Below are 21,563 nucleotides of genomic sequence, written 5' to 3' on the forward strand. Positions count from 1 at the left end.
CCCGCCATTGACGGCTGCCGCTGGCGGCCTTCACTTTCCCTTGAGGGCCGGTGGCGCTTGCCGTGGTACGACCTGAACGGAGTCGGATCACAACCACGGGATTGCTGCCATGGCCAAGGTATTGCTGACCGCCGCGCTGCGCGGCGAATACGAACAACTTTTCAATAGTTGCCAGATCCGCCCGGCGCGCGCCGCCGAGGTGGAGGCGCTGGTCGAGCGCATCGAGGACAACCAGCCGCGCTACGCCGAGGTCGGCAAGGCCCTGGGCATCCCCTGGGGCTTCATCGGCGTGGTGCACTGCATGGAAAGCGGCCTGCGCTTCGACCGCCACCTGCACAACGGCGACCCGCTGACGGCGCGCACCGTGCAGGTGCCGGCGGGGCGGCCGAAGGAGGGCAAGCCGCCCTTCACCTGGGAGGAAAGCGCCGAGGACGCCCTGCGCCTGAAGCGCCTGGGCGCGGCCACCGACTGGAGCCTGGCCGGCACCCTCTACCAACTGGAGGCCTACAACGGCTTCGGCTACCGGCTGTACCACCCCCATGTGCTCTCGCCCTACCTGTGGAGCTATTGCAACCACTACCAGAGCGGCAAGTACGTGCAGGACGGCACCTGGTCCGACAGCGCCCAGTCCAAGCAGTGCGGCGCCGCGGTGCTGCTGCGGCGCATGGCCGAGCGCGGCCTGCTGGAGTTCGTCGACCAGCCGAAGCCGAGCGCGGCCCGGCCGCTGCTGGTGAACTACTCCATGAGCCTGTCGGAAGACGCGGCCGAGGTGCGCCGGGTGGAGGAACTGCAGACCTGGTTGAACAGCTTCCCGGGCGTCTTCGTCAAGATCGACGGGGTGCCCGGCAAGCGCACCTCGGAGGCCTGGCGGCTGATCACCGGCGGCTACCTGCCCGGTGACCCGCGCGCCCGGCGGCGGGCGGCCGCCTGAGGCTCACCAGATGGGGATGCTGTAGTTGGCGATCAGGCGGTTCTCGTCCATGTCCGCGCCGTGGCTGCTGCGCGCGGTGACGTTGCGCCAGCGCAGCGACAGCCCCTTGAGCGGCCCATCCTGCAGGGTGTAGGCCAGGTCGGTGTCGCGCTCGTACTCGTGGCCGTCCTCCAGCCCCGCGCCGCGGCGGATGTCGTCGCCGCGGGTGTAACGGGTCATGAAGCTCAGGCCGGGGATGCCGAGGGAGGCGAAGTCGTAGTCGTAGCGCAGCTGCCAGGACTTCTCCCCGGGCTGGGTGAAGGTCTGGATGGTCATCAGGTTGTGCGAGTAGGGCGGGGTGTAGCCGTTGAGGGTGGGGAAGCCGTCGTCGCCCATCATGTCCTGGTAGGCCACGCCGATGGCATGGGCGCCGGCGCGCAGGGTGAACATCACGCTGAGGTTGCGGTTGTCCACCGGGCCCGAGATCGCCTGGCCGTCGTCGTCGCTGTCGAAGTAGCGCAGGTCGCTGCGCAGCGACACGCCCTCGGCCAGCGGCAGGGTGTGCACCAGGCCGTAGAAGTGCTGCTGGTAGATGTCCTTGAGCTGGCCGTAGAAGTAGCTGGCGGTCAGGTTCGGGGTGAAGGCGTAGCTGGCGCCGGCGAGGTTGAACTCGTCGCTGGCGAAGGCCTTGCTGCGGCCCATGATGTACATGTCGTCGTTGCCCGCCGACTCGCGGGTGCGCGACTTCCACAGCTGGCCGGCGGTGAGCGTCAGCCTGTCGACCTCGTTGGAGGTCAGCAGGGCGCCGTCGAAGGTCTGCGGCATCAGCCGCACGTCGTCGCGGAACACCACCGGCAGCTGCGGCTCCAGCAGGCCGATGTTCAGCTGCGTCTTCGAGTAGCGCAGCTTGGCGGTCAGCCCGGCATGGCTGTAGTCGTCCACCGGCTCGCGCGAGTTCGGCCCGAAGGGCAGGGTGCCGTCGCCGCTGCGCCCGCGGCCGGAATCGAGCTTGACGCCGAGCAGCCCGGTGGCGTCCAGGCCGAAGCCGATGGGGCCCTCGGTGAAGCCCGACTGCAGGCGCAGGACGAAGGCCTGGGACCAGTTGCCGGCCTGGGATTGCGCGGCGTTGTCCTGGCGGTAGTCGCGCAGCTGGTAGAAGTTGCGCAGGTCCAGGCGGCCGCTGCTGTCGTCGATGAAGTCAGCCTGGGCGGCCAGCGGCAGCAGGCTCGCGGCCAGCAGGCCGTAATGGAATGGAATGCGCTTCTGAGTGTGTGTGGCGGACATGGTTCTTCCCTTGTTGTTCTTGTTCTGCACCCCCGGCGGGGGCCTGCGGGAAGGGGTTTTATCACATAATTAATTTGTTAACGATATGCGTGAGCGAGCGGGAGCTTTCGCCCCGCAGATCGGGCATTTTCCTATGGGGGCCCGGAAGCGCCTGTTCTATAAAGTCGAAACCCGCGGAATAACTGGCATTCCGCAGTGGCCGACTGACATCTTGTTACATTTGTCACGACGGCATTGCGCCACCTCGCACAATGAGCATATTGTTAAAGTGTTAACGATGTGCCTGAATCTAGCCCTTCCCGGACGCCGCCAGGTGTCCGCCCGACGATAAGAACAACACCGAGGTAACGGCATGAAGAAATCCTCCTTCCTGGCCCTGCTGCTCGCCTGTGGCAGCCTGGCCCCGGCCCTGGCGGCCGAGCGCGTGACGCTGAAGATCGCGCACTTCCTCCCGGCCAGCTCCAACGCCCAGCAGCACGTCATCCAGCCCTGGTGCGACACCCTGGCCCGCGAGTCGGAGCAGCGCATCCAGTGCCAGATCTACCCCTCCATGCAGCTCGGCGGCACCCCGGGGCAACTGCCGGACCAGGTGCGCAACGGCGTGGTGGACATCGTCTGGACCGCCCCCGGCTACTCGCCCGGGCGCTTCCCGCGCAGCGAGGCGGTGGAGCTGCCGTTCATGCTGCCGGCCAACGGCGTGCAGGCCTCGAAGATCATCTGGCAGTTCTACCAGCAGGCCCTGCAGGACGATTACAAGGGCTACCGCGTGCTGGCCCTGCACAGCGACGGTGGCATGCAGCTGCACACCACCGGCAAGGCGGTGCGCCAGCTGGAAGACCTCAAGGGCCTGAAGCTGCGCGCCTCCTCGCGCATGAGCGCCCGCCTGGTCACGGGCCTGGGCGCGGCGCCGGTGAGCATGCCGGCGGCGCAGCTCACCGAGTCGCTGTCCAAGGGCGTGATCGACGGCGCCCTGGCCAGCTGGGAGCTGATCCCGGCGCTGAAGCTCGACGAGGTGACGCAGCATCACACCGACGTGCCGGAGGGCCGCCCGACCTTCTCCATCACCCTGCTGGGCATGCTGATGAACCCGCGCAGCTACGAGCGCATGCCCGACGACCTCAAGGCGATCCTCGACCGCAACAGCGGCGAGGCCCTGGTGCAGCGCTTCGGCGAAGCCTGGGACGGCGAGCTGGCGAGGGCCCGCGAGATGGTCGCCAAGGACAGCGTGGCCAGCTTCGAGCCGGCGGCCTACCAGCGCCTGCGCGAGGCAGGCGACAAGGTCACCGCCGAGTGGGTGGCCGATGCCGAGGGCAAGGGGCTGGCGGGCAGGCAACTGGCCGAGCAGCTGCGCGAGCTGTCCCGGACCGCCGGCGTCGAGCTGTAAGGGGTGGCCGCGATGAGCGAGATGCTGTCCCTGGAAGGCGCCGTGCCGGTACGCAGCAAGGGCCTGCCGGTGCGCCTGCTGGAGGCCGTGGCGCAGGGCTTCGCCTACGCCGGCGGCGCCGTGCTGCTGGCCCTGGTGGGCATGTCCCTGGTGTCCATCATCGGCCGCAAGCTGTGGTCGACGCCGGTTACCGGCGACATGGAGCTGCTGGAGATGGGGGCGGCGGTGGCCATCGCCGCCTTCCTGCCGCTGTGCGAGATCCGCAACGGCCACATCCGCGTGGAGATGTTCTCCAACTGGATGCCCCTGGCCGTGCGCCGCGGGCTCGACGCCCTGGCGCACCTGCTGTTCGCCGCGGTCGCCGCGGTGCTGGCCTGGCGCACCGGGCTGCAGGTGCTGGAGGCCCACGCCAACCAGGACAGCAGCACCCTGCTGGCGGTGCCGCACTGGATCCCCCTGGCGCTGGTGGTGCCGAGCCTGGCGCTGCTGTGCCTGTGCGCCCTGTGCCGCAGCCTGCTGGCCTTGCTGGATGAAGGAGCCGTGCGATGAGCGGAATGGCCCTTGGCCTGTGGATGTTCGCCGGGCTGCTGGCGATGCTGGTGCTGCGCGTGCAGGTCGGGGTGGCGATGTTCCTGGCCGGCGCGCTGTGCTTCCTGGTGATCAACCAGGGCGACCTCGGCGCCTTGCTCTACACCCTCAACAACCTGGCCTACGCGCGCCTGTCCAACTACGACCTGGCGGTGATCCCGCTGTTCGTGCTGATGGGCCAGTTCGCCACCCACGGCGGCCTGTCGAAGGCGCTGTTCCGCTGCGCCTCGGCCTTCATCGGCCACTGGCGCGGGGGCCTTGCGCTGTCGGCGGTGGGCGCCTGCGCCGGCTTCGGGGCGATCTGCGGCTCGTCCCTGGCCACCGCGGCGACCATGGGCCAGGTGGCCCTGCCGGAGCTTGCGCGGCACAAGTACTCCGGGCGCCTGGCCACCGCTTCGGTGGCGGCTGGCGGCACCCTGGGCATCCTCATCCCGCCGTCGGTGCCGCTGATCATCTACGCGGTGCTGACCCAGGAATCCATCGCCAAGCTGTTCGTCGCCGCCATGCTGCCGGCGCTGGTCGCGGTGATCGGCTACATGCTGGTGATCCGCATCCAGGTCGCCCGCGACCCCAACGCCTGCCAGCCGGCGCCCAAGGCCAGCGGCCGCGAGCGGCTGGCGGCCTTCGTGCAGATCCTGCCGATCCTGGCGATCTTCCTGGTGGTGATCGTCGGCATCTACGGCGGCTGGGCCAACCCCACCGAGGCGGCCTCCATCGGCGCCGCGGCCTGCGGCCTGCTGGCGGTGCTGCGCGGCGGCATGCGCTGGGACGGGCTGGGCAAGAGCCTGACCGGCACCGCCGAGGCCAGCGCCATGATCTTCCTGGTGCTGCTGGGCGCCGACCTGCTCAACTCCGGCCTGGCCCTGACGCAGATGCCGGTGGAACTGGCCACCTGGGTCCGCGACAGCGGCCTGGCGCCGCTGCTGGTGCTGGCGGTGATCCTGCTGATCTACCTGATGCTGGGCTGCGTGATGGACTCGCTGGCGATGATCCTGCTGACCATCCCGATCTTCTACCCGATGATCATGGGCCTGGAGTTCTTCGACCTGACGGCCGGGGAGAAGTCCATCTGGTTCGGCATCCTGGCGCTGATGGTGGTGGAGATCGGCCTGATCCACCCGCCGCTGGGGATGAACCTGTTCATCGTCAACAGGCTGGCGAAGGACGTGCCCTACATGGAAACGGCCAAGGGCGTGCTGCCGTTCCTGGCCTCGGACCTGCTGCGCATCGTGCTGCTGGTGCTGGTGCCGGGGTTGTCGCTCTGGTTGTTGAGCTTCTGAACCGGAGAGCCCACTCGACCGTAAGGCGGATAACCGTTCGCGGTTATCCGCCGATACGCGGGGGGCACAGTCAATGCCCAGTCCAACCCCGGAGCCGTTGGGGATCACGGTCAAACGGCGGATAACGCCGTAGGCGTTATTCGCCCTACGCCAGGCCCGACCATGACGTAGGGCGAATAACCGTTCGCGGTTATCCGCCGATACGCCGGGGCCACAGCCAATGCCCAGTCCAACCCCGGAGCCGTTGGGGATCACGGTCAAACGGCGGATAACGCCGTAGGCGTTATTCGCCCTACGCCAGGTCCGACCATGACGTAGGGCGGATAACCGTTCGCGGTTATCCGCCGATACGCGGGGGCACAGTCAATGCCCAGTCCAACCCCGGAGCCGTCGGGGATCACGGTCAAACGGCGGATAACGCCGTAGGCGTTATGCGCCCTACGCCAGGCCCGACCATGACGTAGGGCGAATAACCGTTCGCGGTTATCCGCCGATACGCCGGGGCCACAGCCAATGCCCAGCCCAACCCCGGAGCCGCCGAAGATCACGGTCAAACGGCGGATAACGCCGTAGGCGTTATGCGCCCTACATGGGATGGTGTGGGCGGGGCGGCGTAGGAGCGGACTCCGTCCGCGATCGGGCTCACCAGTTCAATAGGTGATGCACACCGACTTTTCCTCCGTGAACCCCTCGATCGCCGCCCGGCCGAACTCCCGGCCCAGGCCCGACTGCTTGTAGCCGCCGAACGGCAGGTTGGGGTCCACCGGCACGTGGTTGTTGACCCACACCGTGCCCGCCTCGATCCGCGGGATCAGGTCCATCACCCGGCCCAGGTCGTTGCTCCAGATGCTCGCCGCCAGGCCGTAGGGGTTGTCGTTGATCTGCGCCACGGCAGTGTCGAGGTCATCGTAGCTCAGCACCGAGAGCACCGGGCCGAAGATTTCCTCGCGGGCGCAGGCCATGCCGGCGTCCACCCCGTCCAGCACCGTAGGTTCGACGTAGTAGCCGGGCAGGTCCGGGCGGCCGCCGCCGCAGACGAAGCGGGCGCCCTGTTCGCGGGCCAGGGCCAGGTGGCGCAGCACGCTGTCCTGCTGGCGGCGCGAGACCAGCGGGTTGACCTGGGCCTGCGGGTCCAGGCCCGGGCCGATGCCCAGCCCGCCCACCTGGTCGGCCAGGCGCTCGACGAACTCCGCGTGGCGGCTGCTGTGGACGAACAGCCGCGAGGCCGCCGCGCAGACCTGGCCCTGGTTCAGCAGGCCGCCGCCGATGGCGCCGGCCACGGCCTTGTCCAGGTCGGCGTCGGGCAGCACCAGCATGGGGTTCTTGCCGCCCAGTTCGAGGGTGAAGCGCGTCATGTTCTGCAGGGCCGCGCCGCCTACCAGCTTGCCCACCGCGGTGGAGCCGGTGAAGGACATCTTGTTTAGCAGCGGGTGCGCCACCAGCGCCGCGCCGGCCTCGGCGCCGCCCAGCAGGACGTTGAAGACGCCGGCGGGGATGCCCGCCTCGATGGCCAGCTCGGCCGCGCGCAGGGCGGTCAGCGGCGTCTCGTCGGCCGGCTTGATGATCACCGTGCAGCCGCAGGCCAGGGCCGGCATCACCTTCCACAGGGCGATCATCAGCGGGAAGTTCCACGGCACTATGCCGGCCACCACGCCCACCGGCTCGCGGCGGGTGTAGGCGTTGAAGCGCGCGCCGGCCGGCATGGGGATGGAGACGTCCAGCGTCTGCCCCTCGATCTTGGTGGCCCAGCCGGCCATGTAGCGCATGTAGCCGAGGGAGGCGCCGACCTCGATGGCGCGGGCGATGTGGATCGACTTGCCCTGTTCCAGGGTTTCCAGCTGCGCCAGCTCTTCGGCGTGGCGCTCCACCAGGTCGGCGAAGCGCAGCAGCACGCGTTCCCGCTCGCTGGGCGCCAGGCCGCTCCAGGCGCCGGAACGGAAGGCGCGGTGGGCCGACTGCACGCAGGCATCCACCTGCTCCAGGTCGGCCAGGCGCACCTCGGCCAGGGGGCTGTCGTCGGCGGGGTTGCGCAGGGTGCGGCGGGCGTCGCCGCCCGGTGTGCGCTGTTCGCCGTCGATGAAAGAGGCGTGGGGGCGGGCGAGGCGGGCCTGCACCTCCGGGAGGATCGGGATCAGCGGGCTGGACATGGGCGGCTCCTGGGCTGCGATGGTCGATGGCCCAGGCTAGCGGCGGCCTGCGCCGGCGGCTTGTCCGAGGCTGCCAGGCGGGCATGACCCCGGCTGCCGGCGTGGCAGCCGTGGACAAGTCCGCCGGCAAGCCTGGGCAAGACGCCAGCAGGCCGCGGGCGCACAGTGGGCGCCAGGCTCCACCGCGCCGCTTGCCGGCGCCCCGGCGCAGGGGAGGGTGGGGCGCGGCCAATCCAACAATAAGCGGCCGCGACGGGGCATCGCCCCTTGCATGCCTAAGCCACAACAAACCAGAACATCTGCTTAGAGGCCCACCACCATGTCCATCCAGCAGCAGCTCGACGCCCACCTGAGGCGCGGCTCGGTCGGTTTTCCCACCGCCCTGGCCAGCACCATCGGCCTGATCATGGCCAGCCCCGTCATCCTCACCGCCACCATGGGCTTCGGCATCGGCGGCAGCGCCTTCGCCGCGGCCATGGTGATCGCCATGCTGATGATGCTGGCGCAGTCCACCACCTTCGCCGAGGCGGCCTCGATGCTGCCCACCAGCGGCTCGGTGTACGACTACATCTCCTGCGGCATGGGGCGCTTCTTCGCCATCACCGGGACCATCGCCGCCTACCTGATCGTCCACGTCTTCGCCGGCACCGCCGAGACCATCCTCGCCGGGGTCATGGCGCTGGTGAACTTCGAGCACCTCAACACCCTGGCCGAGTCCGCCGGCGGCTCCTGGCTGCTGGGCGTGGGCTTCGTGGTGGTGTTCGGCATCCTCAACGTGTTCGGCGTCAACGCCTTCGGCAAGGCCGAGGTGGTGCTGACCTTCGGCATGTGGACCACCCTGATGGTGTTCGGCGTGCTCGGCCTGCTGGCCGCACCGGCGGTGCAGCTGGACGGCTGGTTCGGCGCCTCCCTGGTCGGCACCGACCTGCAGACCATCCTCTCGCTGGTGGGCATGGCCATGTTCATGTTCGTCGGCTGCGAGTTCGTCACCCCGCTGGCGCCGGACCTGCGCAACTCGGCCCGGGTGATGCCGCGGGCCATGGCCCTGGGTCTGTTCGGCGTGGCCTCGTGCATGTTCATCTACGGCGCGGCGATGAAGCGCCAGGTGGAGAACGTGCTGCTCGACCCGGCTGCCGGCGTGCACCTGCTGGATACCCCCATGGCCATCCCGCGTTTCGCCGAGCAGGTGATGGGCCAGGTCGGCCCGCTATGGCTGGGCGTGGGCTTCCTGTTCGCCGGCGCCGCCACCATCAACACGCTGATGGCCGGCGTGCCGCGGATCATGTACGGCATGGCCGTGGATGGCGCGCTGCCCAAATGCTTCGCCTACCTGCAGCCGCGCTTCAAGACCCCGGTGCTGTGCATCCTGGCGGCGGTGCTGATCCCCTGCCTGCACGCCCTGTGGCTGCGCGGCAACACCGACCACATCATGAACCTGGTGCTGGCCGCGGTCTGCGCCTGGAGCACCGCCTACCTGCTGGTGACAATTTCCGTGGTGCTGCTGCGCATCCGCCGCCCGGACCTGCCGCGGGCCTACCGCTCGCCGCTGTTCCCGCTGCCGCAGATCGTCTCCAGCGTCGGCATCCTCATCGGCATGTGGTACATCACCCCGCCGGGGATGAACCCCGCCGACATCTACCTGCCCTTCGCCGTGATGCTCGGCCTGACCGCCGCCTACGCGCTGGTCTGGACGCTGCTGGTGCAGAAGGTCAACCCGTTCCGCCCGGTGCCGGTGGAAGAGGTGCTGGAGAAGGAATTCCGCCACGAGCCGGGTATCCACTCCGCCGAGTTCTACGGTCATGTTTCCAAGGCTGTCTGACTGGCTGCGCCGGCCGCCCTCGGGCTACCGCCCGGGGGTGACCCTGGAGCAGGCCCGGCGCAACCTCGGCGGCCTGGCCTTCGAGGCCCTGGCGCCCGGCGCCGGGCGCTTCAGCACGGTGGACGGCGGGCTGGTCTTCGAATTGCGCGAGCGGCCCCAGGCGCAGTTCCTCATGCACCTGGTGCTCACCGAGTTCGTCGTCGAGGGACCGGCCCTGGCGCCTGGCGAGGCGCGCTTCGAGTTGCGCCACCGGGGCGTGCTGCGGCGCCGGGGCGTGGAATGCCGGCAGCGCAGCGGCGATGCGGCCCTGGGCGCGCGCCTGGCCGAGCGCCTGGCGGCCGACGAGCACCTGCAACGGGCGCTGCCGCCGCTGGACTTCAAGCGCCTGGAACTGGAGTTCGGCGCCGGGCGCTGGCGCATCCGCCTGGAGCACATGGCCGCCAGCGAGGTGGTCAACCGCCTGCCCAGCTTCCGCCGCTACCTGCGCCTGGACCGCGAACAGCGCGACCACCTGCTGCGCACGCTGTTCCACCTGGGGCGCCTGCTCGGCGACCTCTGAGCGCGGCTTGCCGCGCTTCTTTCATTCACTGTTTATCCAAGGCCACTGGCATGCGGGCTGCATGGGAAACGGCTGTCAGAAATTCGTTGCGAGCAATTAGATAACATGTTAACTGTTTCGCGACAACAACAAGGCCACCCTACGGAGGTGCGTATGCAAGCCCATCACGCGGCCCAGGTCGGGCTGGAAGGCTGGAGCGCGGCGTTGCGCGCCATCTGCGGCCAGTTCGAGACCCAGCTGGCTTTCAGCCGTTCGCTGTTCATCGGCGAGATCCACGCGCAATCGCACTCCGGCCTGACCATGGCGCACCTGCGCACCAATGCCGGGCTGATCGCCCGCAAGCGCCTCAATGCCGACCAGGACGACGACCGCCACTGCTTCCTGATCAGCCAGCGCAGCGGCTTCTCCCAGGTCAGCCAGAACGGCGTGGACATCCAGCTGGCCCCCGGCGAGCTGCTGCTGATGGATTCGGTGGGCAGCTGCGAGATCACCCCCTTCGGCCTCATCGAGCACGCCTCCCTGCACCTGCCGCGCACGGCGCTGGACAAGGTGCTGCCCGGGCGCAGCAAGTTCGGCAAGGTCTCCGCCGCCTGCGCCAGCGGGCGCATGCTGCACCTGCTGGTGGACCAGCTGTGCCGCGAGTCCGGCTCGAGCCCCGCCGGCGCCGAAAGCGAGGCCCTGGTGAACGCCTTCATCGCCCTGCTGCCCACGGCCCTGGGCGCCAGCGACGAAGCGCCGGCCGGCGGCGAGGCGCTGCAGGGCGGCAACCTGCGCAGCTACGTGCAGAAGGTCATCGACGAATCCCTCGCCCAGCCGGGCCTGAACCCCCAGGGCCTGGCGCAGCGCCTGAACATCTCGGTACGCCACCTGTACCGACTGTTCGAGGAGCAGGGCGACAGCGTCTGCCGCTACATCCAGCGGGCGCGCCTGCAGCGCAGCGCCGACGACCTGGCCAACCCCATCCTCAGGGGCGAGTCGATCACCACCATCGCCTACAAGTGGGGCTTCACCGACTCGGCGCACTTCAGCCGCGCCTTCAAGAAGCACTTCGAGCGCTCGCCGAAGGACTACCGCGCCTGCGCCCTGGGCGCGGCCTGAATCACAGCAGCTGGTCGATGAGCACGGCGTTGCTGTAGATCAGGCTGCCGTCGCTGGCGCGGTGGCCCACCAGGTGGAAGTGGCCGCGCTCGTCGCGGTCCAGGTAGACGCGCATCCGGCAGTCGGACAGCGGGCTGTATTCCTCGGGCAGGTTCAGCTCCAGGGTGCTCATGTCGACGTCCACCCAGCGCTCGGGCTCATGGGTGCGCTGCAGTTCCTCCTCGGCGTCTTCCAGGTGCCGGCGGTCGGTGCCGCTGAGGTAGAAGTGGATGTCCTCGATGGGCATGGGCTGGGCGTCGGGGTTGGTCTTGCACCAGCCTTCGATGGTCAGGGTGCTCATGGCGTGGCCTCCGTTTCGCTGGCCGGCAGGAATCGCCCGGCCTGTCCCGATTGGACCACGCGTGCGCGGTGCCTGCTGCGGCGCCTGGACAAACGGAGCGATGGCCGGTGCGGGGCACCGGCCATCGGGGCTCAGTCGGCGAGCTGGCGCGCCAGGTCCTGCACGCGCTGGCGGAGGAAGGCCGCCGCCTCGGCGCCCGGCTGCTGCAGCTGGATGAAGTCCAGCAGCGGGTCGTCCACCGCGGTGCGGATGCCACTCATCTCCTCCAGCACCGCCAGGCCGCAGAAGGGCACGTAGGCCTCGGCGTAGCCGCCCTCGTGGACCAGCACCAGGCGCCCGTCGCAGAGCTGTTCGGCGGCCTCGCGCAGGCGCGCGGTCATGGCGCGGAAGGAGCCGCTGTGCAGCAGCATGCGCGCCAGCGGGTCCACCGCGTTGGCGTCGTAGCCGCAGGCGACGACGATCAGCTGCGGGCGGAAGCGCCGCAGGGCCGGCAGGACGATTTCGTCCAGCGCCTGCAGGTAGGCGTCGTGGCCGCTACCGGCGGGCAGCGGGATGTTCAGGTTGGTGCCCAGGCCGGCGCCGCGGCCGCGGTCGGCGACGCCGCCGTAGCCCGGCGGGAAGCAGTTCTCCTGGTGCAGCGAGAGGCTCAGCACGTCGCCGCGTTCCTCGTAGATGGCCTGTGTGCCGTTGCCGTGGTGCACGTCCCAGTCCACCACCGCCACCCGCTCGATGCCGTGGTTCGCCCTGGCCGCCTCGATGGCGATGGGGATGTTGGCCAGCATGCAGAAGCCCATGGCCTGGTCGGCCAGGCAGTGGTGGCCCGGCGGGCGCGACAGCGAGTAGGCGTTGTCCGCCTCGCCGCGCAGCACGCAGTCCACCGCGGCCATGGCCAGGCCGGCGGAGAGCCTGGCGATCTCGTAGCTGCCCGGGCCGATGGGCGCGTGGTCGCCCAGTTCGCCGCCGCCGGCGTCGCTCAGGGCCTTGAAGCGTTGCAGGTAGTGCTCCGGGTGCACGCGCAGCAGGTCCCGCTCGCTGGCCGGCTCGGCGCTGCGCAGGTCCAGCTGGCGGGTGAGGCCGGAAACGTCCATCAGGTTCTTCAGGCGGCGCTTGCTTTCCGGCGATTCGGCGTGGCCGCCGCCGGCCGGCGGCTGCACCCAGCCGCCCACGGGCAGGAACAGGGCGTGCTGGCTGGCGCTGTGCCAGAGGCTCAGTTCGTCGAAGAAGAACGCGGTGCGTCGGGTCATGGAAGGCTCCATTCATAGGTGTTCATAGGTGTTCACAGGGATTCACAGGGGTTGCGCAGTGGCGGCCGCCGCGCGCGGGCGGCTGCCGAGGATCAGCGGCAGGGACAGGGCGGTGAGCGCGGCGGCGCCCAGCAGCAGGCCGTGGAAGCCGCCGTCGGCGCCGATCAGCCGCCCGCCGAGGGCCGGGCCGAGTGCCAGGCCGGCGCCTATCACCAGGTTGCTCAGGCTCATCAGCCGGCCGCTGGCGTCCAGCTCGGCGAGGCAGGCGAGGATGAACGGCAGGGCGTAGGTCCAGGTGAACTTGAACAGCAGCGCGGCCAGGGCGAAGCGTGCCAGGCCCGGGGCGCCGAGCAGCAGCAGGATGGCCACGGCCATCAGGGCGAAGCCACCGGCCAGCTGGCGTTCGCGGCGCCAGCGCTCGCCCGCCAGGCTGGCGCAGGCGGCCCCGGCGATGCCGGCCAGGGTGGCCACGGCCAGCACCTCGCCGCCCAGGGTGGCGGCCAGCCCGGCGCGTTCGCCGATGGCGCCGACGAAGGTCCAGACCGCGCTGAGGGCGACGTAGAAGCCGAGCAGGCCGAGGATGGCGACGGCGATCTTCCAGCGCGGCGCCTCGACGCCGCCGCGGCTGCCGGCGCTGGCCACGGCGCCGCGGGGGAAGGCGCGCACCAGCGGCAGCGCCAGCAGCATCAGTCCGGCCAGCGCCAGGTAGCCGGCGCCCAGGCCGTAGGCCTGGTACAGCCGCGGCAGCACGGCCAGGCCGACGGCGCCGAGCACCAGTTGGCCGAGCACCCAGATGCCATAGGCGCGGCTGGGGTTGGGCATGCCGGCGGCGCAGGACAGGCAGAGGATCATCAGCGAGCCGCCGCAGAAGGCGCTGAGGGCGCGCAGGGCGAGCAGCGCCTGGTAGCCGCTGGCGCTGGCCGAGGCCAGGTTGGCCAGGATGAAGCCCAGCGCCGCCAGCAGCCCGGCCAGGCGCCAGTCCACGCGCCTGAGCCAGAACAGCGAGGGCAGGGTGGCCAGGCTCATGGCGCCCAGCTCGACGGCGAACAGGTCGCCGATGCGCGCCGGCGCCAGCTGCAGCTCGGTGGCCAGCTGGCTGGCGATGGCCGGGGCGGTGAGCAGCACCGCCGGGGTGATGGCGGCGAACAGCACCACGGCCGCCAGCAGGGCCGGGGAGGGATTGCGCGGAAGGGGCATGGCGGCGACCTCAGAAGGCGTGGACGAAGCGCAGCAGCAGGTTGTCCTGGGCATACGCGTTGGCGGTGGAGACATTGCGGGTGAGGCCGAGCAGTACCTGGTTGCGCTTGTCCAGCCAGTGGCCGACCTCGAAGCCGGCCTGGGTGTAGCGCTGGTGGCTGTCGTCGATGTCGTGGCCACCCAGGCGCAGGGCGCCGCCGTCGGCGGCGATCAGCCGCAGCGCGGCGTAGGTGGCGGGGGTGAAGTCGTAGGAGGCGAACGCCTGCAGGCGGTACAGCGGCTTCTGTTCGAGGGTGGCGCCGAGGTAGTCGTCGTTGTCGCCGTAGAGCTGGGCTTCGAGGTTGGCTTCCAGCACCCAGTTCTCGCCGACGCCCCGGGTGTAGTTGTAGTTCAGGTGCAGGGCCCAGCGGTTGGCCCCCGGCGACACGCCCGGGTCCTTGGCGTGGTACTCGCCCAGGGGCAGGCTGACCAGGGCCAGCAGGCCGCTGTAGGTGCGCGTCTGCGGCTCGTCGATGAAGAACAGCGTGCCGCCCACCTGCGGGTCGCCCAGCCCGCGCTCGCGGCTGTGCTCGACGGCGCCGGGGCCGCGCGCCTCGATGTCGGCGTAGGGCACGATGAACTGCGGCGTGCACAGGCGCCCGCAGATGTCGCTGAACCACAGCTGGCGGTAGGCCAGGGCATTGACCTTCAGGTCGGCCTTGCCGGTGCTGTCCGCCGCGCCGTGGTAGTCGTCGGAGCGCGTCAGCGGCAGGTAGGTCACCCCCAGGCTGGTGCCCACGGGGCGGAAAAGAAGTCGCGGGCGTTGAGGTCGGCGGCCTGGGCCTGGCCGAGGTACAGCGCGCCAAGGGCGCAGAGCGAAAGGCTTGGGTGCAGCTTCATGGTGGTTTTCTTCTTCTGTGAGGCGGGCGAAAGCCTCCCCTGGCGCCGCGCGCGGGCGCGGCGTCGGGATGTGGAGGCGGTGGAGGGAAGCGGCCGGCGTCAGCCGGGCGGGTGGTGCAGCAGCTGGGCGATGCCGGCCTTGCCGTTGACGCCGAGCTTGCTGTAGATGCTGCGGATGTGGTGGCGCACGGTGTTCGGCGCCAGGCCCAGCTCGCGGGCGATTTCCTTGTAGGTGCTGCCCAGGCCGAAGCGCTGCGCCACCTCGGCCTCGCGGGTGCTCAGGCGGGCCATGGCCGGGCACAGGCGGGCGCTGAGCAGCAGCAGGTCGTGCACGGCGGTGGCCTGCAGCTGCAGGCGCTGGCCGCTGTAGCCGGCGGCCGGGTCGACCGCCTCGGGCAGGCACGGGCCGGTCCAGCGCGGCCACTCGTGCAGCAGCAGCTCGACGAAGCCGCGCTCGGCGTAGTGCAGCATGCCGCGCCGGTCGCACACCGCCAGGGCCAGCGGGTTGGGGGCGTCCAGGCGTTCGCGCAGGGCCACCAGCGCGCGGATCTGGTTGGCCCCTTCGGCGGCCACCAGGTGCGGCATCATCTGGTCCACCAGGAAGCGTTCCGCGGCGTCGAAGGGGCGCGCGCCGGCGCGGCGGTACAGGCTCAGGTGCAGGCTGAGCTGGGTGCGCGGGTCGATGTGGATGATGCAGAGGAACTCGCCGAAGCCGTGGCGCTCGGCCAGCCAGCGCAGGCCCGGGGTGCAGTCGGCGGCGCGGGTGTCGATGCGCACCGAGCGGCCCGGGGTGGCATAGACGCGCTTGACGGTGATGTCCTGGTGGCGGATCGCCTGCCAGTCGGCCAGGTAGCTGTCCGGCAGCCGGAACAGGTGGCTGCTGTGCTCCAGCGGCAGGCCGTCGACCAGCGCCGCGCGGCCCCACCAGGCCATGTCGAAGTCCAGCAGCTGCCGCAGGCGGTGCATGGCGGCGGCATGGAAGCCGGCTAGCGCGCATTCCTGGGCCAGGCGCTGGAGGTCCAGGACCAGGGCGTTGAATTCGCTGAAGCGCTGGGCGCCGAAGGTCAGGTCGAGGGTGCTGCTCATGGGGTCCCCCTGCTGCGACTTTAGTTGTTGTTGTCAGTCATCAGTGAGCGGCCGGGTGTCGGAACGACAGGGCAGGGCCTGGGTTCGAGTATCTTCGCTGCGCTGCGCGCGCACCATCCTGCAGATGCAGGATGGTGGGCCCTTCAGGCCAGCGCGGCGGTGCTTTCCGGCAGGGTGGCGCCGCCATCCACCACCAGGGTCTGGCCGGTGATGTAGGCGGCGGCGTCGGAGGCGAGGAAGAGCATGGCGTTGGCGATGTCCGCCGGCTGGCCGAGGTGGCCCAGGGGGATGCCGGCGGCGATGCGCGCCTCCAGGGCCTGATCGCCGAGGTTGGCCATGGCCGGGGTGCGGATCATGCCCGGCTCCACGCCGTTGACGCGCACCTTGCGTGGCGCCAGCTCCAGCGCGGCATTGCGGATGAAGCCGTTGACCCCGGCCTTGGACGCCGCATAGTGGCTCAGCCCCGGGTAGGCCACCCGGGGGCCCGTGACCGACGAGGTGGCCAGCACGCAGCCGCCGCCGCGCGCGGCGAACAGCGGCAGGGCGGCCTGGGTCAGCCAGAACAGCGCGCCCAGGTTCACCGCCAGGGTGCGTTGCAGCAGCTCCGGGGTGATGGCGGCGAAGTCGGTCAGCGGGAAGTGGGCGGCGTTGTGCACCAGCACGTCCAGGCTGTCCAGCCCGGCGAGGGCGGCGGCGATGGCCGGGGGATCGGCCAGGTCCACGGCCAGCGCCCGCGCCTCGCGGCCCTGGCTGCGCAGTTCGCCGGCGAGGGCTTCGACGGCGCCTGCCTGGCGGTCGAGCAGCAGCAGGCTGGCACCGGCTTCGGCGAAGCCCTCGGCGATGCGGCGACCGATGCCCTGGGCCGCGCCGGTGACCAGCACCCGCTTGCCGCCGAAGTCGAAGCGCGTCATGGCCCATCCTCCAGGCGTTCGAAGGCCAGCGTCGGCAGGTCCACCACGCTGGCACCGCCATCGGCCACCAGGCAGGCGCCGGTGACGATGGCCGCGGCATCGCTGGCGAGGAACCGGCACAGCCCGGCGATCTCGTCCGCCGTGGCCGGGCGGCGCAGCGGCACCTCGGCGGTGACCCGCGCGTAGGCGGCGTCCAGGCTTTCGCCATGGTGCCGCATCAGCGGCTGCATCTCGGCGTCGGCCATGGGCGTGCGCACCCAGCCCGGGCACAGGGCGTTGACGCGCACGCCGCGCGGGCCGTAGTCCCGCGCCAGGGAGCGCATCAGGCCGATGAGGGCGTGCTTGGCGACGGTGTAGCCGCACACGCCGGGCCCGGCCACCAGAGAAGCGATGGAGCCCACCAGCACCATGTTGCCGCGCCGCGCCAGCAGCGACGGCAGGCAGGCGCGGGCGCTGGCGAAGGCGCTGTCGAGGTTGCCGCGCAGGGCCTCGCGCCAGGCCGCATCGCTGGTCTCGCCGGCCGTGCCCAGGCCGTGGCCGCCGGCGCAGGCGACGAGTACGTCGATACCGCCGAACGCCACCTCGATGCGCTGCACGAAGCCCCGCCAGGTTTCGCCGTCGGCGGCGTCGCCGGCCAGCACCAGGCCGCCGGTGCTGGCCGCCACCTGTTCCAGCGCCTCGCGGCGGCGGCCGATCAGCACCAGCTGGTCGCCCGCTTCGGCGAAGCGCCGCGCGCAGGCAGCGCCTATGCCGGTGCCGGCGCCGGTGATGACGACGACCCGGCCGCTCATGCGTACACCGTGCGGTTGAGCTCGTCGCAGTAGGAGGCGACCGGGAAGTTGGACAGCTCGTCGAAGGCGGCGCCGGCATAGCCGAAGATCTTGCCGTCGCTGCGGTGCTGCTGCAGGTCGATCATCACCAGGCCGAGGGTGGGGACGATCTTCTCGCGCCAGACGAACAGGTACAGCTGGTCGGCGACCTTGTAGTAGTGGCAGCGGTCGGTGTCGCACAGCCCGGCCTCGACGCCGCCCAGGCACTGCCAGGTGTAGAAGTCGTCGTTCAGGTAGATGTGCTCGTAGACCTCGCTGGGGCTGTAGCGGTAGCGGTTGCGCAGGCCCACCAGCTCGCGGGTCGGGGCGTGGGGGCAGGCGCCGTCCTGCCAGGGGCGGTCGAGGCTGCCGTGGAGGATCTGCACCTGCACGCCGGTCAGCTCCTTGCCGGCCAGGGCGCGGGCGTAGAGGCCCTCGGCGGTGTCCGCGGCGTCGGGCAGGCGGCCGAGCACGGCGGTGAAGGACTGGCTGTGGCGGTCCAGCACCAGGCTGACCGACCAGGCCTGGCCATCCTCGCGCTTGATGAAGTCGACCAGGACGATGCCGGGGCGCACCGAGGTGGCGCGGTAGGGCGCCTCGCCCACGGAATGGCCGTCGGCGGCGCGCCAGCGGGTGGTCTCGGCGTCGAACTGGTGCTCGATGCGCCAGCCGTTGGCGAAGTGCAGTTCCAGGCGCTGCCCGGCGAGGTCGGCCAGGCGCGGCAGGATGAAGGCTTCGGGGGCGAAACCCTCGGCGAGGGCGCCGACGGTGATCCAGTCGGAAGAGGTGCTCATGGGTGGGACTCCTGTGTCTGTGGAGCCTCCATGCTGCGTGGTGTGGCGCGGGCGGAACATCAACCGGATGGTTGATCCAGGAACAGCCGCGCCAGCAGTTCGGTGCGGCTGGCCACGCCGGCCTTGCGGAACAGGTGGATGAGGTGCGTCTTCACCGTGGCCAGGCCCAGGCCGAGCTGGCGCGCCAGGTCCTTGTTGCTGGCACCGTCGCGCAGCAGCAGGGCGATCTCGCGCTCGCGCGGAGTGAGCCGGGCGAGGGCGCCGGGGCTGCGCGGCAGGGCCTGGGCGGCCAGCTCCAGCAGCCCCTGCAGGGCCCGCAGGCGGTCGAATTCGTCGCTGGAGAAGGGCGCCTCGCCGACGCGCCGCAGCAGGGAAAGCCCGGCCAGCGGGCGGCCCTTGTCGGCGGCGATGACCTCCACCACGTCGATCACCCCGTGCCGGCGCAGGAAACCGTGGTAGCGCTCGCGCTGCGCGTCGGGCTGCTGCGCCATGCCCACGGCCAGGGGCACTACCGGCAGCCCGGTGGCCAGGCAGGCGCGGGGCTGCAGCGGGTCGAGGCGGTGATAGTGGTCGAGGTAGTCGGCATGCATCTGCCGGCCCATGCCGAGCAACTGGAAGTCGCAGGCCTGCAGGTCGGCGTCGATGCGGTAGAAGGCGGCGCGGGTGCTGGGGACCAGTTGCTGGAAGCTGTGCAGGCAGCGTTGGCCTATGTGTTCGGGGGTGGGCATGGGCTGGGTCCTGCGTGGGGGTGGGGCCAGGTGCCTGAGGAGAGCTTGTTTCCCTCTCCCTAACCCTCTCCCTGAAGGGAGAGGGGACCGTTCGGAGTGGCTGGGTTTTCCAGCGTCAGCCGGCAGCTCCAGAGCTGCCGGCTAAAACCATTGTCGACGCCGGCACGGACAAGCCCCCTCTCCCTTCAGGGAGAGGGCTGGGGAGAGGGGCTCTTCAAGTTCCCGAACCAGGCCTCAAACCACCGCGTAGTAGTGCTTCACGAACCCCTCGCCCGGCACCTCCCACAGCACCGCCGTGCCCTTGGTCACGAACCAGCTGTCGCCGGCCTTGTACAGCTGGCTCTGGCCGGTGGATTCGTCGGTCAGCCGCACCTCGCCGCTGACCACCGTGGCCTGCTCGTTGAACGGGTAGGTCATGCGGAACTTGCCGCCGGTGGTGCCGAAGTAGGCCGCGCTGACCGGGTCGGTGGGGGCGCCGGCGGTCATCTTGCCGAAGGCGCGGACCTCGCCCTCGAGGATTTCCGAGCCGAGGTCGGCCACCGTGCCCCAGGCGTCCAGTTGGTCGAGGGTGATGCCTTGCTTGATGGGGTGAGTGCCATGTGCTTGCTCCTGTGCAAGTGAAGGGAAAAGAGGCTTCAGCGCCGCCCGGTCCAGTAGCCGGACACCTGGTGCCAGGTCTTGCCGGCGCTGAGCAGCAGCGGGCGGACCTGGTCCTTGCCGTGGACGCGGATGCGCTTCACCGAGCTGATCAGGTCGTAGCGCGCCGAGCCTTCGCTCATGCCCTCGGCCAGCACCTTGCAGATGATGTGGCTGGGGGTGACGCCAAAGCCGGAGTAGCCCTGCACGAAGAAGGCGTTGGGGCGGCCGGGCAGGGCGCCGATCTGCGGGAACAGGTTGGGGCTGCAGGCCATGGGGCCGCCCCAGGCGAGGTCGATCTTCACGTTCTCGAGGTAGGGGAAGATCTTCAGCATCAGCTTGCGGTTCCAGGCCTTGAGGTCGCGCGGGATGTGCTCGATGAAGGGCGTGGCGGCGCCGAACAGCAGGCGGTTCTCGTTGGTCACGCGGTAGTAGTCGATGACCGGGCGGATGTCGCTGTAGGCGCCGCGGATCGGGCTGATGCGCTGGATGAGTTCGTCCGGCAGCGGCTCGGTCATCATCTGGAAGGCGTAGGTGTTGATGGTGCTCTTGTGCAGTTCCGGCTCCAGCTTGTTGAGGAAGCTGTCGCAGGCCCAGAGCAGCTTGCTGGCCTTCACCGAGCCCTTGGCGGTGCGCACGGTGATGCGCTCGCCGTAGGTCACGTCCAGCGCCGGGCTGTACTCGAAGATCTTCACCCCGTGGCCGGCCAGGGCCTTGGCCTCGCCGAGCAGCAGGTTGAGCGAGTGCACGTGGCCGCCGCCCATGTGCAGCAGGGCGCTGGAGTAGGCGTCGGAGCCGATGATCTGGCGCACCTCGGAGCCGTCCAGGTAGCGGATCTCGTGGCGCGAGTCGAGCGACTTGAACTCGCGCTCCCAGGCCCGCAGGGTCTTCGCCTGGCGGGCGTTGAAGCCCATGTAGCCGTAGCCGTGGCAGAAATCGGCGTCGATGTCGTACTTGCGGATGCGCTCCTTGATGATGTCGGCGCCCATGTCGCTGATCTCGAAGATCTGCCGCAGGCCGTCCTCGCCGACGTCCTTGCGGATCTTCTCCAGGTCGTGGCCGATGCCGGCCATGATCTGCCCGCCGTTGCGCCCGGTGCCGCCGAAGCCGAGGTAGCGCGCCTCCAGCACGACGATGTCGGTTATGCCCTTCTCGGCCAGCTCCAGCGCGGTGTTGATGCCGGAGAAGCCGCCGCCGATCACGACCACGTCGGCCTCCAGGTCCGCCTCCAGGGAGGGGAAGGCGAGGTCGTACTTCTTGGTCGCGGTGTAGTAGGTGGGGGTCTCGATGTTGATCATGACTGCAGCCTGGAACCGGAGGGAAAGGGGTGCGACTGGCGTCGCGCGGATGGCCTATTAGGGCCCGCGCGACGCTGTTTGTCTTGATCCAGGCTGCCCGGCTTCTTGTCCGGGGCTGACAGGCCGGCGTCAGCCCTGCAGCAGGCTGCGCACGTGCTCGACGGCGGCGCGGGCGCAGCTGCAGTCCAGTTCCTCGGCGGCGCCGGACACGCCGATGGCGCCAATCACCTCGCCGGACAGGCGCAAGGGCTCGCCGCCGCCGTACAGGGCCAGCCCCGGTTGCAGCGGCAGGCCCTGGCGCACCGCGTCCGAGCAACGCTCCAGGCGCGCCTGCCAGTCGCGGGTGGGCAGGTTGAAGGCGGCGGCGGTGCGCGCCTTGCTCAGGGCGATGTCGCGGGACGGCGCGGGCGCCGCGTCCATGTGCGCGCTGTGCACCGGCAGGCCGCTGGCGTCGACCACGACGATGCTGACCCGCGCCTGCAGCTCTTCGGCGCGGTTCAGCGCGGCCTGCAGGGCCTGCATGGCGAGGGTCAGGGTAAGGCTGGTCTGCTGGCGAAGGAAGTGGGACATCG

20 protein-coding genes and 1 pseudogene are annotated in these 21,563 nt (G+C 70.2%); 7 read left to right on the plus strand and 14 right to left on the minus strand.

The features are described 5' to 3' along the window. The first annotated feature begins 109 nt into the window (after positions 1-109). The gene (locus tag PKO50_RS07240; RefSeq protein WP_275629240.1) at positions 110-931 is read left to right on the plus strand and encodes a hypothetical protein; all 822 of its coding nucleotides are present in this window, start codon (positions 110-112) and stop codon (positions 929-931) included. A gap of 3 nt (positions 932-934) precedes the next feature. On the opposite strand, the gene PKO50_RS07245 is transcribed toward PKO50_RS07240, so the two are convergent. After that, on the minus strand, positions 935-2,194 hold the full coding sequence (locus PKO50_RS07245) for an OprD family porin (RefSeq protein ID WP_275629241.1): 1,260 nt from the start codon (positions 2,192-2,194) through the stop codon (positions 935-937). A 352-nt stretch (positions 2,195-2,546) separates the two neighbouring features. Between PKO50_RS07245 and PKO50_RS07250 the strand changes: the two genes are divergently transcribed. The 3 genes from PKO50_RS07250 to PKO50_RS07260 are packed head-to-tail and all read left to right on the plus strand — an operon-like array spanning position 2,547 to position 5,446. Continuing rightward, positions 2,547-3,578, plus strand: a complete 1,032-nt coding sequence (locus PKO50_RS07250; RefSeq protein WP_109935406.1) for a TRAP transporter substrate-binding protein — start codon at positions 2,547-2,549, stop codon at positions 3,576-3,578. A 12-nt stretch (positions 3,579-3,590) separates the two neighbouring features. Then, positions 3,591-4,127: a TRAP transporter small permease subunit gene (locus tag PKO50_RS07255; RefSeq protein ID WP_089393979.1), complete on the plus strand. Its 537-nt coding sequence runs from the start codon at positions 3,591-3,593 to the stop codon at positions 4,125-4,127. Continuing rightward, entirely contained in the window at positions 4,124-5,446 is a 1,323-nt protein-coding gene (locus tag PKO50_RS07260) for a TRAP transporter large permease (RefSeq protein ID WP_109935404.1), read from the plus strand. Before PKO50_RS07255 ends, PKO50_RS07260 begins: the two co-directional genes overlap by 4 nt. A gap of 650 nt (positions 5,447-6,096) precedes the next feature. On the opposite strand, the gene PKO50_RS07265 is transcribed toward PKO50_RS07260, so the two are convergent. Further along, entirely contained in the window at positions 6,097-7,593 is a 1,497-nt protein-coding gene (locus PKO50_RS07265; RefSeq protein ID WP_275629242.1) for an aldehyde dehydrogenase family protein, read from the minus strand. Positions 7,594-7,912: 319 nt separating this feature from the next. On the opposite strand from PKO50_RS07265, the gene PKO50_RS07270 reads away from it, so the two are divergent. The 3 genes from PKO50_RS07270 (at position 7,913) to feaR (ending at position 11,069) form a co-directional block, all read left to right on the plus strand. Further along, positions 7,913-9,412: an APC family permease gene (locus PKO50_RS07270; protein WP_275629243.1), complete on the plus strand. Its 1,500-nt coding sequence runs from the start codon at positions 7,913-7,915 to the stop codon at positions 9,410-9,412. Next, positions 9,393-9,971, plus strand: coding sequence for a DUF3156 family protein (locus PKO50_RS07275; RefSeq protein WP_275629244.1), 579 nt, complete (start codon positions 9,393-9,395; stop codon positions 9,969-9,971). The genes PKO50_RS07270 and PKO50_RS07275 overlap by 20 nt, the downstream gene beginning before the upstream one ends. Before the next feature lie 153 nt (positions 9,972-10,124). Then, on the plus strand, positions 10,125-11,069 hold the full coding sequence (feaR, locus tag PKO50_RS07280; protein ID WP_109934650.1) for a transcriptional regulator FeaR: 945 nt from the start codon (positions 10,125-10,127) through the stop codon (positions 11,067-11,069). 1 nt (position 11,070) lies between these two features. On the opposite strand, the gene PKO50_RS07285 is transcribed toward feaR, so the two are convergent. The 12 genes and pseudogenes from PKO50_RS07285 to PKO50_RS07340 form a co-directional block, all read right to left on the minus strand. Further along, complete coding sequence (locus PKO50_RS07285) at positions 11,071-11,409, minus strand: hypothetical protein (RefSeq protein ID WP_089393984.1); 339 nt, start codon at positions 11,407-11,409, stop codon at positions 11,071-11,073. A gap of 131 nt (positions 11,410-11,540) precedes the next feature. Further along, positions 11,541-12,653 carry a class II histone deacetylase gene (locus tag PKO50_RS07290; RefSeq protein WP_275629245.1) on the minus strand — a complete coding sequence of 371 codons (1,113 nt, stop codon included), beginning with the start codon at positions 12,651-12,653 and terminating at the stop codon, positions 11,541-11,543. Between the two features lie 42 nt (positions 12,654-12,695). After that, complete coding sequence (locus tag PKO50_RS07295) at positions 12,696-13,850, minus strand: MFS transporter (RefSeq protein WP_275629246.1); 1,155 nt, start codon at positions 13,848-13,850, stop codon at positions 12,696-12,698. A gap of 10 nt (positions 13,851-13,860) precedes the next feature. Next, positions 13,861-14,729 (minus strand): annotated as a pseudogene (locus PKO50_RS07300) (transporter). A gap of 99 nt (positions 14,730-14,828) precedes the next feature. Further along, a complete protein-coding gene (locus PKO50_RS07305) occupies positions 14,829-15,815 on the minus strand; it encodes a LuxR C-terminal-related transcriptional regulator (protein ID WP_089393988.1) in 987 nt (328 codons plus the stop codon). A gap of 143 nt (positions 15,816-15,958) precedes the next feature. Further along, a complete protein-coding gene (locus tag PKO50_RS07310) occupies positions 15,959-16,726 on the minus strand; it encodes an SDR family oxidoreductase (RefSeq protein ID WP_275629247.1) in 768 nt (255 codons plus the stop codon). After that, positions 16,723-17,517 carry an SDR family oxidoreductase gene (locus PKO50_RS07315; protein WP_275629248.1) on the minus strand — a complete coding sequence of 265 codons (795 nt, stop codon included), beginning with the start codon at positions 17,515-17,517 and terminating at the stop codon, positions 16,723-16,725. The genes PKO50_RS07310 and PKO50_RS07315 overlap by 4 nt, the downstream gene beginning before the upstream one ends. Beyond that, positions 17,514-18,329 carry a molybdenum cofactor biosynthesis F family protein gene (locus PKO50_RS07320; protein ID WP_275629249.1) on the minus strand — a complete coding sequence of 272 codons (816 nt, stop codon included), beginning with the start codon at positions 18,327-18,329 and terminating at the stop codon, positions 17,514-17,516. Before PKO50_RS07320 ends, PKO50_RS07315 begins: the two co-directional genes overlap by 4 nt. Before the next feature lie 59 nt (positions 18,330-18,388). Beyond that, the gene (locus PKO50_RS07325) at positions 18,389-19,057 is read right to left on the minus strand and encodes a helix-turn-helix transcriptional regulator (RefSeq protein WP_275629250.1); all 669 of its coding nucleotides are present in this window, start codon (positions 19,055-19,057) and stop codon (positions 18,389-18,391) included. Positions 19,058-19,291: 234 nt separating this feature from the next. After that, on the minus strand, positions 19,292-19,642 hold the full coding sequence (locus PKO50_RS07330) for a cupin domain-containing protein (protein ID WP_275630436.1): 351 nt from the start codon (positions 19,640-19,642) through the stop codon (positions 19,292-19,294). Positions 19,643-19,692: 50 nt separating this feature from the next. Beyond that, on the minus strand, positions 19,693-20,991 hold the full coding sequence (locus PKO50_RS07335) for an FAD-binding oxidoreductase (protein ID WP_275629251.1): 1,299 nt from the start codon (positions 20,989-20,991) through the stop codon (positions 19,693-19,695). A 129-nt stretch (positions 20,992-21,120) separates the two neighbouring features. Further along, positions 21,121-21,561, minus strand: a complete 441-nt coding sequence (locus tag PKO50_RS07340; protein ID WP_109934322.1) for a heme-binding protein — start codon at positions 21,559-21,561, stop codon at positions 21,121-21,123. Between the last annotated feature and the right edge of the window lie 2 nt (positions 21,562-21,563).

Source organism: Pseudomonas sp. 273 (genome assembly GCF_029201425.1).
In the GTDB taxonomy this organism is placed as follows: Bacteria; Pseudomonadota; Gammaproteobacteria; order Pseudomonadales; family Pseudomonadaceae; genus Pseudomonas; species Pseudomonas delhiensis.